This is a genomic window from Chryseomicrobium sp. FSL W7-1435, assembly GCF_038595005.1.
Classification (GTDB): domain Bacteria; phylum Bacillota; class Bacilli; order Bacillales_A; family Planococcaceae; genus Chryseomicrobium.
This window is the reverse complement of record NZ_CP151997.1, coordinates 1,646,782-1,658,622: the sequence shown is the minus strand read 5'-3', so window position 1 is coordinate 1,658,622 and position 11,841 is coordinate 1,646,782. Positions and strand designations below refer to the sequence as shown.

The window sequence follows — 11,841 nt, the reverse complement described above, 5'->3', positions numbered from 1 at the left end:
TCGTTAGCTATGAATTGCTTTTCCGTCCACGGCAAGCGCTGCTTCTCCCATAATTTCAGAAAGCGTTGGGTGCGGATGAACTGTTGAACCAATCTCCCACGGAGTTGCATCTAAAACCATTGCAAGACCTGCTTCAGAGATTAAATCGGTCGCATGTGGCCCAATCATGTGAACACCTAAAATATCATTTGTATCTTTATCAGCAATAATCTTCACAAAGCCATCGGATTCTCCATAAACTAAAGCTTTACCAATCGCTTTAAATGAGAATTTCCCTGTCTTGATGTTATAACCGCGTTCTTTAGCTTGAGCTTCGGTAATCCCGACGCTTGATGCTTCAGGGCTTGAGTAGATGCAGCGAGCTACTTTTTCAACATCCATAGCATGCACTTCTTCACCAGCAATGTGTTCAACAGCAGTAATTCCTTCATGACTAGCTACATGAGCCAGTTGAAGACCGCCAATGACATCGCCGATTGCATAGATATGCGATTCTTTTGTTTGATACGTATCTGAAACCTGAATAAAGCCTTTTTCGATCATAATATCAGTGTTTTCAATACCAATATTTTCGATGTTTGCTTGTCGACCTACAGATACCATCATTTTCTCAGCTTGGAATGTCTGATTTTCTCCATTGATTTCGGCTTCGATCGCCACGCTATTTTCAACTTTTAGCGTATCGGCAAGAACTTTTGCTGAAGTCACAATAGTAATGCCTTTTTTCTCAAGCAATTTTTTCATTTCTTTTGAGATAGCCTCATCTTCAGTAGGGATAATCCGGTCCGCATATTCGATGACCGTGACCTCTACTCCAAAATCATTCAGCATAGATGCCCATTCAATACCAATGACACCTCCACCAACGATGATGATAGATGCAGGCAATTCCTTCATTTCGAGAGCTTCATCTGAAGTCATCACGAATTTGCCGTCAATTGTAAGTCCTGGCAGGGTACGAGGTCGAGAACCAGTTGCTATCACTACATTTTTAGGGATTAGCATTTCGTTTTCTTCTCCATTGTTCATCTCTACAGAGACAGTGCCACCTGGTGATGGACTAAAGATTGATGGGCCGAGCATGCGAGCAGTTCCCTCATAAACATCGATCTTCCCTTTTTTCATCAAGCCTTGAACGCCTTGATGCAATTGGTCAACGATGGATTGTTTACGTTTTTGAACAGCACTAAAATCTAATGTCACATCACTTGTTAGGACACCAAACTCTTTTGCACGATCTTTTGTTGTGTGATACACCTCAGCTGAACGAAGCAATGCTTTACTTGGAATACAACCTTTATGTAAGCATGTCCCTCCAAGTTTTCCTTTTTCAACGATAGCTGTTTTCAAGCCAAGTTGAGCTGCGCGGATTGCTGCGACGTAGCCGCCTGTTCCACCGCCTATAATGACGATATCATAATCTTGTGCCATACAATCCCTCCTCTAATTGGGGTAATGTTTTGGTTGTTCTTCTCCACTTAATACGCGATAAGCGCCTTCTGCGAGTGCTTGTAATTCATCTTCACCTGGATAGGTAACGACATCTGCGATCCAGCTAATTCGATTTGAGATTTCTTTTACAAAATCCTTGCCGTACGCAATCCCACCTGTTAATAAAATGGCATCTACTTTTCCACTGAGAACAGCGCTTTGAGCACCAATTTCTTTGGCTATTTGGTAGGCCATGGCATCATAGATAAGATTAGCTTCTTTATCACCTTGTGCGATTCTTTTTTCAACTGTTACGGCATCGTTTGTTCCGAGGTAACTGACGAGTCCACCTTGTCCTACTATCATTTTCATGACTTCATGTTGATAATAGTCGCCTGAGAAGCAAAGCTCAATTAAATCTCCGATAGGTACACTTCCAGAACGTTCTGGACTAAACGGGCCGTCTCCGTGAAGACCATTGTTCACATCGATCACTTTGCCGTTGTAATGTGTGCCAACGGTTACTCCACCGCCCATATGAACGACAATTAATGACAACGTGTCATAAGGTTTGCCGACTTCTTTTGCATAGCGTCTAGCTACAGCTTTTTGATTCAAGGCATGGAAAATGGAACGTCTTTCAAGTTTTGCCGTTCCTGAAATCCGTGCCAAATCATGCATTTCATCGACTACGACGGGGTCTACAATGTAAGCCGGGATGTTCAGACCCTTGGCAATTTCATTAGCAATGATTCCACCAAGATTGGATGCATGCTGACCAGAGTACCCTGTACGCAAATCAGCAAGCATTTGTTCATTTACTGCATAAGTACCGCCTTCGATAGGGCGAAGCAGGCCTCCCCGTCCACACACGGCAGAGAGACGGGAGATATTGATTTGTTCTTCATCCAAGGCCTGTAAGATCATGTCTTTCCGAAAAGCATATTGCTCGATGATTGAAGAGAATTGTTCGATTTCATCCGTTTTATGACGAATCGTCTTTTCGACTAACAATGTTTCATTTTCATAGACACCGATCTTCGTGGAGGTCGAACCTGGATTTAAAACGAGTATGCGGTAAGGTTCCATTTGATGAGCCTCCTGTTTTTCGATTATCGGTTTGTTAATGAATGTTTTCCATTTTGTAAGAACTGACGACGAGATTTTGCCATGCGTGCAATACGGTCTTCAGCCAAACGATCCGCTGCTGCATAAGAAGCAATTCCCTCTGTTCTTGAAATTTCAAAGATACGAGCGATTGTATCGTAAATGCCTTCAACGCGTTTCATCGCACGTTCACGGTTGTAGCCGTTCAATTCATCCGCTACGTTCATAACACCACCAGAATTGATTACGTAATCTGGTGCATAAACGATTCCAAGTTCGTTCAATTTGTCACCGTGGCGTGGCTCTTTTAATTGGTTGTTAGCAGCTCCAGCAACTACCTTCGCCTTCAGTTGTGGAATTGTCTCATCATTGATGATGGCTCCTAATGCACATGGTGCAAAAATATCCACGTCTTGTGAGTAGATTTCTGATACGTCAACTTGTGTTGCGCCGAATTCATTTACTGCACGGTCAACAGAAACTTGGTTAATATCAGCAACTGTCAAGATAGCGCCTTCTTCATGTAAGAATTCACATAGTTTGTAAGCAACATTCCCTACACCTTGGACAGCGACTTTTTTGCCTGCTAGTGAATCCGAACCAAATGCTTCCATAGCCGCTGCTTTCATACCCATGTAAACACCATAAGCTGTCACAGGAGATGGGTTACCTGAAGAACCAAATGCTGGAGAGATCCCTGTTACATAGTTTGTCTCTTCATGAATCAGATCCATGTCGGCTACAGTTGTGCCCACATCTTCTGCAGTAATATAGCGACCATTTAACCCTTGAATGAAACGACCGAAAGCACGGAACATTTCTTCGTTTTTGTCTTTCAATGGGTCACCGATAATAACGGTTTTACCACCACCCAAGTTTAGACCAGCTGCCGCATTTTTATAAGTCATCCCTTTTGCAAGACGAAGTGCATCTTCAATTGCTTCTTCTTCAGTTGCATAGTTCCACATACGTGTTCCACCTAATGCTGGACCAAGTGTTGTGTCGTGAATAGCGATGATTGCTTTAAGACCTGAAGTTTTATCTTGGCAAAAAATTAGTTGTTCGTAATCGTATGTCTCCATATATTTGAAAATTTCCATTTGTAATTCCTCCAATTAAGTGTTTTATATACTTGCAAGGGCGATTGAGTACAATTTACTTTCTGCACTATCGGCACGGGAAGTTAAGATGATTGGCACTTTTGCGCCTTCAATAACTGCTCCTACTTTGGCGCGGCCAAAGTACATAAATGATTTGTAAAGCACATTTCCAGATTCAATATTCGGTACGAGTAAAATATCGGCATATCCTGCTGTCTCAGATGAGATTCCCTTCGCCTTTGCAGAAGCCACTGATATGGCATTGTCAAAAGCTAACGGCCCGTCAACGACACAACCCTTAATCTGACCACGCTGATACATCATTGTCAGCAACGCAGCATCTGTGCTGGATGGCATGGCTGGATTGACAACCTCAACAGCGCTCAGTGGAGCAACGACTGGATTAGCGAGACCTACCCGATGTGCGACAGCAACAGCATTGACAAGAATATCTTTCTTTTGTTTCAAGTCGGGAGCAATGTTCATCGCAGCATCTGTCACAAATAACAATCGATCGAACTCTGGAAACTCGAAAACTGCCACATGCGAAATGGTTTTCCCTGTCTTCAAGCCGTTTTCATCACGCAATACTTCTCGTAATAATGTCGCTGTATCCACATGCCCTTTCATCAAAGCATCCGCTTCACCTGAACCCGCTGATTGAACAGCCTGTTTAACTGCTTGCGCCGCTGTCGGTGTATAGCGTAATTCGATGTCAGGATGGGATAAGATGTCTTGCGAAATGGCTTGGAAGTTTTGTTCGGTGTCATACAGAACAAATTTCGCCAGTTTAAGCTCAACCGCTTTACTTACTGCCTCCATAACTTCGGCATCTGCAGCACAGGCGATTGCGACTGTCTTTTTTTGCTGAGAAGTTGACCTGTTTAAAAGTTCAGCAAAAGATTTCATAAACAATCCCTCCTTTATCCTTCAACGCCTAGTTTCTCAATTTTGTAGTAGAGTGTTCGTAGCGAAATCTTTAGCTTTTTTGCAGCTTCAGTCTTGTTTCCTTTAAATGAAGCTAGTGTGTCTTGAATCAATTTGCGTTCATACTCTTCTACTAATTCAGTAAGAGAGCCATCTGGCAACACCGGTTGTGACCTTCGAATCGTAGTCAATGGTAAATGCTTTTCTTCTACTAGTTTTTCATTGGCATTCATAAAGATCAATGTACGGCTTATGACGTTTTCAAGCTCTCGGACATTCCCTGGCCAATCATACGATTCTAATGCACGCAGTGCCCGGTCAGAGAACCCTTCGACTTGCTTTCCGAATTCTTTATTCAGTCTCACTAGCACATGCTCTAGGATGGAATGAATATCTTCTGTTCGTTCGCGCAAAGGTGGTATGTAGATTGGCATTTTATTAACTTGGAAATAAAGTTCTTCAAGAAAAGTGCCATCGCGCATATTTTTTTCTAATTGATCACTTGTCGAAGCAATCAATCTAAAGTCCGCAACTGCTAAGCGACTTAATAGTTCTTTTTGTTGATCAGAGGACAGTTCTCCTATTTCATCAAGAAACAATGTACCTCCAGAAGCTTGCTTCATCAAAATCTCTTGAGAGCCATCTTCAAATAATGAACTGGTTGCTTCCACAGAACTACAATTGACGCGAATAAATTTATTGTGCTTCCATTCGCTTTTTCGATGAATGGCATGAGCAAACAAATCTTTACCGACGCCTGTTTCTCCGCGAAGTAATATGGTAACTGGTACTCCAGCCGCTAATTTTGCTTGATCTTTAGCAAATTGAATTTTTTCAGATTGTCCAATAATATCTTCAAAAGACAAATTGGATTCTAGAGAGCGAATAAGCAAGCGGGCTCGGTCTAATTCTTTCATCATAAGTCGCATTTCTGTCACGTCATGGATAACTCCTACACTGCCCTTTAATCGATTATTGACAATGACAGGAGCAACGTTAACAATGACATCTTTTCGATCTTTTCCTATTTGAAGCTGTTTTCCACGCACAGGTTTACGTGTATCCAATACTTGTCGATGAATACTTTCTCCATCTGCAATGTCTGCTTCTGCTGGTTTTCCAATGATGTCTTGTTCCGTGAGACCTGTTATTCGTGAATAAGCCGGATTGATAAGAAGCCCTATTCCTTTTTCGTCGACTACTGAAATAGCATCATCGGAAGATTGGATAATTGCTTCTAACATCATTTGAATCTCACGTAAGTTCGTCAGTTCTTCAGCCATTTCTTGGATCTCTGAAATATCTTTAAATACTGCAAACGCACCAATACGCTCACCAGAATCAATTGTTATAGGAAACCTTGATGTGACAATCTTGGTACCGCTTTCAAGAGTTAATTGTTGGAACGATTCATATCGGCCAGTTTCGATCACTTGCATCAATCGGCTATGAGGAATGACTTCGTGAATATGCTTGCCGATCACTGTGTCCTTTTTCACCTGTGTGAGCCGGGCCGCACTTTCATTGAAAAATGTAATTTTCCCGTCCACATCAATACTAATGATTCCTTCTTCCATCGAATCAAATATAATGCGTTGAACAGTTCTTTGAGCATCTATCAAATGAAACGATCGTTCTTTTTCTTCAATCAGTTGGACTAAGATTGAAGCAATTTCTCCTGGGATAACTACAGTGCTTCGATCTCGTTTGGCTAAAAGCTTAGGCAACAACTGTGGATCACCTGTAGCATCTATAATGACATCGATTTCAGGAGACATATAAGACGTCCATTTTGAATCTGTTGGAATACCCATAGATTCAGCGAGTAACAAGGCAGGCGCTTCAGGATTTTCATCTATAACTGCTGCAAACGTGAAATTCCCCAAATCATTGAGAAGACGTAGAATAGCAGTGCCACCTCTACCTGCTCCAAGTAAAAGTATATTTTGCAATTTATTGCACACCTCCCTGGTGTAAGTGCAAGTTGTTGCATTTCTCCTTTATGATACCGTAAGATGACTCGATTGACAATCATTTTTACACATGCGATAGTTATCTAAAGGTTAGGAGATGACGCAATTGGCTAGGCTAGTAGCATTGATAATACTGGTAATACCAGGTATTTTCGCAGCTTATGGGATTAAATTAATGCGGGATACTTTTTTTGGAGTTAGCAACTTAGGAACAGCGCCCTTATGGTTACAATTTATACTCGGATTGCTCTTTATGATTATGGGAGTCGGATTTTTTGCAGGATTCTTGTTGCGACGAGATCGTAAAAATGGACGTGTATCCGAGCGATTCAAAGAAAAAAAAGGCTAATCCAATTTATGGATTTTGCCTTTTTTGTTTTTTCATGATGATATCTGGATAATCGCTGATCCACCCTATGACACAGGGCATTGGATTGGTGATGAATGCTTCCTTACCTGTCAGTCCATAGAAACGAATGGAGTAGTCTGCACATAACGCCTTCACCCACTCAGATTTATAATAGCGTTTGTTTAAGTGAATGGTACGTAACCAAGAATACTGTTTCATTTCATTCCAATCGGTTGATTTTTTTCCGATCAAGCACCAATCGTACTCAGGATATTTTTGATTCCCTAATTCAAGAATCGAGACATCAAAAGACGAAAAGTGAACATCTGAAAACCCTTTGATCAATTCTGCGACTTCCCAGATTTTTTCGTGTTTCCCCATGTAGGTCTCTTTTAATTCAACATTTAACGCTACTTGATGCTCTGATGCAAAGTCTATAAATTCACGCAGTGTTAAAATTCGTTGGCCGAACCAGCGTCTGAAAAAGCGCCTACCTACTTTCCACTTCATCACTTCTTCTGCAGCCACATCTCGAATTTGTTTGTTTTGTCCCGTCAGACGAAACAAATCTAAGTCGTGAATCACCATATGTTCTCCGTCAGCGGTTAGTTGTAGATCAATTTCAATTCCTGTGCATTGTCTTGCTATCGCTTCTTTAAATGCGGCAAGTGTATTCTCCATTTTATATCCTGATGCACCACGATGCGCATAAATAGGAAGCATAGTAAAACCCTTTCTAACTTGCCATGTTCTCTAAACGAATCTTATCTGCAATCATGGCAATAAATTCTGAATTTGTTGGTTTGCTCTTAAGGTGATGAACTGTGTAACCGAATGTCTGTGAAATCGTCTCATAATTCCCTCTGTTCCATGCTACTTCTATAGCATGTCGAATCGCTCTTTCCACACGGGATGGTGTCGTATCGAATTTTTTAGCGATTTCTGGATAGAGCACTTTCGTTACAGAGCCAAGTAGTTCAATGTCATGATAGACCATTTGAATTGCTTCTCGCAAATAAGAATACCCTTTGATATGTGCAGGTACACCAATCTCTTTAATAACGTTTGTAATGGTGAAGTCGATTCCCTTTGTCTTAAACGCATGACGTCTAGGAGACGCATCTGATTGGCTTTGAGCCGAACCAGCGACTTGAAGGATCTGTTGAACCAGGCGGTCAAATTCAAACGGTTTTAACATAAAGTATGCAGTTCCTAAATCAACGGCTTGCTTCATCACTTCTTCTTGGCCAAACGCCGTCAGCATGATGACTTTCATATTTGGATAGAGCTGCTCTTTATGCAGATAATCCATGACCGCAATGCCATCGAGATGAGGCATGATGATATCTAGTAACAAAACATCAGGAACTTGCTTTTCTAAAAGTTCCAAACACTGTTTGCCGTTAAAAGCCACGTGAATGACTTCAATCGACGGATGCTCTTTAAAATAGTCAGCAATCGTTGTCACTAAATCACGATTATCATCCACTACCATTACTTTAATTTTTTCCATTCCTTCATCCCCTGCCTTCTATCATTCTACTTACATACTATAGAGAAAGTAGTTCAAAAGTTAAATATATCTTTTGTAGGATAATTTCTATCAATTCTGACAACTACCGACAATTTTTAAGGGTTTTGTCGAATAATCTTCACTATAGTATAACTTTTTTAATGAATCGATAGCAACTGAAAATTCGTCAATCGGATACAAATGAAAAAACCACCCCGAAGGATGGTTTCTACTTTTTCATCTGATCAATGGAGATAGCTGCACCTTTTGTTGGTTGAACACTGTTCATATGTGTAAGTGCTCCAACCAAATGATTGTTTTGAATAATGGGACTTCCACTCATTCCTTGGAGGATACCACCTGATAAGTTGAGTAATTGCTCATCCGTTATCGTGACAAAAAATTTGTCAGAGTCGATAGCTGTTATCTCAAGATCATACTCCTCTACTTGATCTCCAGCAGTTACTGTTCTTAACGTGGCTTTTCCTTTTCTTGGATTGCTGACTTGGATTTCTTGACGACTTGGAAACCAAGCTGCAACTGATGATGCATCTCCCAGAAGGCCGTATAGAGAGTTTTGAGTTACTGGCGCCACTCTCAAAGGGATAAGCGGCTTTGTTACTTTAAATCCTGGTTTTTGAGGAGCGGAGCGTACGATTTTGTCTACAGCAGCTAACCGAATATGGCCATTTGCACCTGTCGGGATTGTTCCTGTCAAATGTTCTTGTATGGGATGCCCTAGTGCATAGTACGTGTTACTAGTTGTATCTAAAAAAGTCAGTGTACCGACACCTGCCACTGTATCAATCACTACTGGTAGGAGGCGCTCCAGTTCTTTAGCTGAACACGCTAATGTATACTGTTCACCATCTCGACTCATAGTAAGTGGTATAGAAGTTGAGGAAGATTTACTAATTAATTCTATTAATTCTTTTTTCGACTGCAACGAATACACTTTGTCTTGCTGTTTAATTGCCGTTTTACACAAAGATAAATCTTCAACGACAATCATTTCCTCAAGCGGAATTTCGATTTCAATCGACTCACCTAAAGGGACGATGGCTGCTGAGACAGGAATCGGTACCAACAAGCAAAGTATAAAAACAGCTATCTTCCAGGATCCCAAAATAAAATTCACCTCCTTTGAAGTAGTGTGCTTCAAAAGAGGTGATTCATGATTGGTACTATTTTTCTTAAACGACTTATTTTTTTGATTGCGCCTGCTGTAATAATTCTGCTGCGTGATGCAAAGTAATCTCAGAAATCTCTTCTCCTGCCATCATTCGACTCAACTCTTCCGTTCGTTCAGGTAAAGTTAATTCTTGTATCGATGTTTTAGTTCGGTCTTGCTGTACATGTTTTTCAATACGTAAATGAGTATCAGCTAAAGCTGCTACTGCAGGCAAGTGAGTAATGACAAGCACTTGTGAGTCTTTGGCAATTTGACCGATTTTTTCGGCGATGGCTTGTGCAACTCGACCCGAAACACCCGTATCCACTTCATCAAAAATGATAGACGTAATTTCTTGATGCTTTGAAAAAATGCTCTTCAATGCAAGCATGACGCGACTCAATTCCCCACCAGAAGCTACTTTTGTAAGAGGTTTTAGAGGCTCACCAACGTTGGTTGCGATATAAAAAACAACATGATCTCTTCCGTTTTCGCCAAATTGCGCGATCTCTTCTACACGCACATCCATGATCGCTCGGTCCATATAGAGAGCACTTAATTGTTCCATAATACTTGCACTTAACGCTAATGCTGTTTGTTGACGAATAGCCGTAAGTTCTTGCGCTTCAAGCAAAAGGTCTGCTTCAATTTGAGCAGATTTTTTCTCAAGCTGTGCAATTTCTTCGTCACGATTTGTTAATTGATCCAGTTGCTTGTTGATTTTTTCACCGTAGAGGATGACTTCATCAACAGTTTGTCCATACTTGCGCTTTAAAGTTTGAATGAGAGCAAGCCTGTCATCTAAATACTGCATCCGCTCTTCATCAAATTCCATACTGTCGAGTTGCTGTTGAATTTGAGATTGGATATCTTCCAAAATAAAATAGGCATTGGCAAACTCTTCATTAATTTTTTCGTAGGTCTGATTCACTGACCGGATATCTTGTAGTGCATGGAGCACGACACCTAAATAATCCATTGCCCCAGATTCAGAAGTGAGCGCCTGAGAAGAAGTTTGCAGTTTATCCACTATCTTGGAGTAATTCATCATTTCTGTGCGCTCTGCAGTCAATTGCTCTTCTTCACCACTTGTTAGACCAGCTTCTTGAATTTCATTAAGTTGGAAGCGGTAAAGATCCATGCGATGGGTCATCTCTTGATCATCCATTTGAAGAGCTTTTAAGCGTTTTTTTGTTTTTAAATAGGAAGCGTAGATTTCCTTGTAGGCAAGTTTAGCTGCAATCAGCTCTTTAGAAGCGAATTGATCTAATAAATCGATATGGAAACGCTCGTCCATAAGCTCTTGGCTCTCATGTTGCCCATGGATATCGACAAGAGTGGTACCTACTTCACGCAACACAGCAATCGTTACAAGTTTTCCATTGATTCGACAGGTGCTTTTTCCGTTTGAATTCAATTCTCTTCTTAATATGATGCTCTCTTCATCTGCAGGAATGCCTAGCTGTTCTAATTTTTTATAACTCGAGTGGTTCCGCGATTCAAGAGAAAACAAGCCTTCAAGTTCTGCTTTTTTTGTACCATGTCGAATAAACTCGGATGAACCACGTGCGCCACACAATAATTGCACAGCATCGATGATAATCGATTTACCAGCACCGGTCTCACCGGTTAGAACTGTTAACCCTTCACTAAAGCTAACCGTCAACTCGTCTATAATGGCAAAATTACGTATTGATAGTTCCGCTAACATACGGGAAACAACTCCTCTTATAGCATTTCAAGCAACTTCCGTTTAACTTCATCTCGATCATTTTCTTGGCGACACAAAATCAGACAAGTATCATCTCCGCAAATGGTCCCCAATATTTCTTCCCAGTCTAAATAATCAATCAGTGAACCGATTGCATGCGCATTCCCTGGTAGCGTCTTCATTACTAAGAAATGACTTGCTCCATCGATAGATACAAACGCATCTGTTAATGCACGTTTTAATTTCTGCATCGGATTGAAGCGCTGATCTGCCGGTAAACTGTACTTGTAGCGACCATCTGGCAAAGGAACTTTTACTAGATGCAACTCTTTGATGTCTCGAGACACAGTTGCTTGAGTAATGTTAAATCCTTCAGCTTTTAAAATGTCGACTAAATCGTCCTGCGTTTCCACTTCGTTGTTCGAGATAATATCTCGAATCCGTATATGCCGCTGTCCTTTATTCATTTCATTCACTCCATCGACTGTATATTTATACCTTAGTATTTATACAGTATCATTCGAATCATACGCAAACAAGTATTACGTAAAAAAGGGAT

11 protein-coding genes are annotated in these 11,841 nt (G+C 40.9%); 1 reads left to right on the top strand and 10 read right to left on the bottom strand.

Annotated elements, in window-relative coordinates; translation table 11 throughout:
- Positions 1 to 3: 3 nt before the first annotated feature.
- The 5 genes from lpdA to MKY84_RS08385 are packed head-to-tail and all read right to left on the bottom strand — an operon-like array spanning position 4 to position 6,517.
- Positions 4 to 1,431: a dihydrolipoyl dehydrogenase gene (gene lpdA, locus MKY84_RS08405; protein WP_342525497.1), complete on the bottom strand. Its 1,428-nt coding sequence runs from the start codon at positions 1,429 to 1,431 to the stop codon at positions 4 to 6.
- 12 nt (positions 1,432 to 1,443) lie between these two features.
- Positions 1,444 to 2,520: a butyrate kinase gene (buk, locus tag MKY84_RS08400; protein WP_342525495.1), complete on the bottom strand. Its 1,077-nt coding sequence runs from the start codon at positions 2,518 to 2,520 to the stop codon at positions 1,444 to 1,446.
- Positions 2,521 to 2,543: 23 nt separating this feature from the next.
- Positions 2,544 to 3,638 carry a Glu/Leu/Phe/Val dehydrogenase gene (locus tag MKY84_RS08395; RefSeq protein ID WP_342525493.1) on the bottom strand — a complete coding sequence of 365 codons (1,095 nt, stop codon included), beginning with the start codon at positions 3,636 to 3,638 and terminating at the stop codon, positions 2,544 to 2,546.
- A gap of 24 nt (positions 3,639 to 3,662) precedes the next feature.
- Positions 3,663 to 4,547, bottom strand: a complete 885-nt coding sequence (locus MKY84_RS08390; protein WP_342525492.1) for a bifunctional enoyl-CoA hydratase/phosphate acetyltransferase — start codon at positions 4,545 to 4,547, stop codon at positions 3,663 to 3,665.
- 14 nt (positions 4,548 to 4,561) lie between these two features.
- Positions 4,562 to 6,517, bottom strand: a complete 1,956-nt coding sequence (locus MKY84_RS08385; RefSeq protein ID WP_342525490.1) for a PAS domain-containing protein — start codon at positions 6,515 to 6,517, stop codon at positions 4,562 to 4,564.
- A 127-nt stretch (positions 6,518 to 6,644) separates the two neighbouring features.
- On the opposite strand from MKY84_RS08385, the gene MKY84_RS08380 reads away from it, so the two are divergent.
- A complete protein-coding gene (locus tag MKY84_RS08380) occupies positions 6,645 to 6,887 on the top strand; it encodes a DUF2627 domain-containing protein (RefSeq protein WP_342525488.1) in 243 nt (80 codons plus the stop codon).
- Between the two features lie 6 nt (positions 6,888 to 6,893).
- Here the strand turns inward: MKY84_RS08380 and MKY84_RS08375 are convergent, their stop codons facing one another.
- The 5 genes from MKY84_RS08375 to argR form a co-directional block, all read right to left on the bottom strand.
- Positions 6,894 to 7,610 (bottom strand): glycerophosphodiester phosphodiesterase family protein, encoded by a 717-nt coding sequence (locus MKY84_RS08375; RefSeq protein WP_342525487.1) that lies wholly within the window; start codon positions 7,608 to 7,610, stop codon positions 6,894 to 6,896.
- Positions 7,611 to 7,623: 13 nt separating this feature from the next.
- Positions 7,624 to 8,400 carry a sporulation transcription factor Spo0A gene (gene spo0A / locus MKY84_RS08370; protein WP_342525486.1) on the bottom strand — a complete coding sequence of 259 codons (777 nt, stop codon included), beginning with the start codon at positions 8,398 to 8,400 and terminating at the stop codon, positions 7,624 to 7,626.
- 229 nt (positions 8,401 to 8,629) lie between these two features.
- A complete protein-coding gene (locus MKY84_RS08365; protein ID WP_342525485.1) occupies positions 8,630 to 9,526 on the bottom strand; it encodes a SpoIVB peptidase S55 domain-containing protein in 897 nt (298 codons plus the stop codon).
- 76 nt (positions 9,527 to 9,602) lie between these two features.
- The gene (recN, locus tag MKY84_RS08360) at positions 9,603 to 11,282 is read right to left on the bottom strand and encodes a DNA repair protein RecN (RefSeq protein WP_342525483.1); all 1,680 of its coding nucleotides are present in this window, start codon (positions 11,280 to 11,282) and stop codon (positions 9,603 to 9,605) included.
- Between the two features lie 17 nt (positions 11,283 to 11,299).
- Entirely contained in the window at positions 11,300 to 11,749 is a 450-nt protein-coding gene (argR, locus tag MKY84_RS08355; RefSeq protein WP_342525481.1) for a transcriptional regulator ArgR, read from the bottom strand.
- Positions 11,750 to 11,841: the final 92 nt, after the last annotated feature.

Bases quoted from the DNA above. Each gene is read 5' to 3' on its own strand.
- lpdA (WP_342525497.1), bottom strand. From the start codon at position 1,431: ATGGCACAAGATTATGATATCGTCATTATAGGCGGTGGAACAGGCGGC.
- buk (WP_342525495.1), bottom strand. From the start codon at position 2,520: ATGGAACCTTACCGCATACTCGTTTTAAATCCAGGTTCGACCTCCACG.
- MKY84_RS08395 (WP_342525493.1), bottom strand. From the start codon at position 3,638: ATGGAAATTTTCAAATATATGGAGACATACGATTACGAACAACTAATT.
- MKY84_RS08390 (WP_342525492.1), bottom strand. From the start codon at position 4,547: ATGAAATCTTTTGCTGAACTTTTAAACAGGTCAACTTCTCAGCAAAAA.
- MKY84_RS08375 (WP_342525487.1), bottom strand. From the start codon at position 7,610: ATGCTTCCTATTTATGCGCATCGTGGTGCATCAGGATATAAAATGGAG.
- spo0A (WP_342525486.1), bottom strand. From the start codon at position 8,400: ATGGAAAAAATTAAAGTAATGGTAGTGGATGATAATCGTGATTTAGTG.
- recN (WP_342525483.1), bottom strand. From the start codon at position 11,282: ATGTTAGCGGAACTATCAATACGTAATTTTGCCATTATAGACGAGTTG.
- argR (WP_342525481.1), bottom strand. From the start codon at position 11,749: ATGAATAAAGGACAGCGGCATATACGGATTCGAGATATTATCTCGAAC.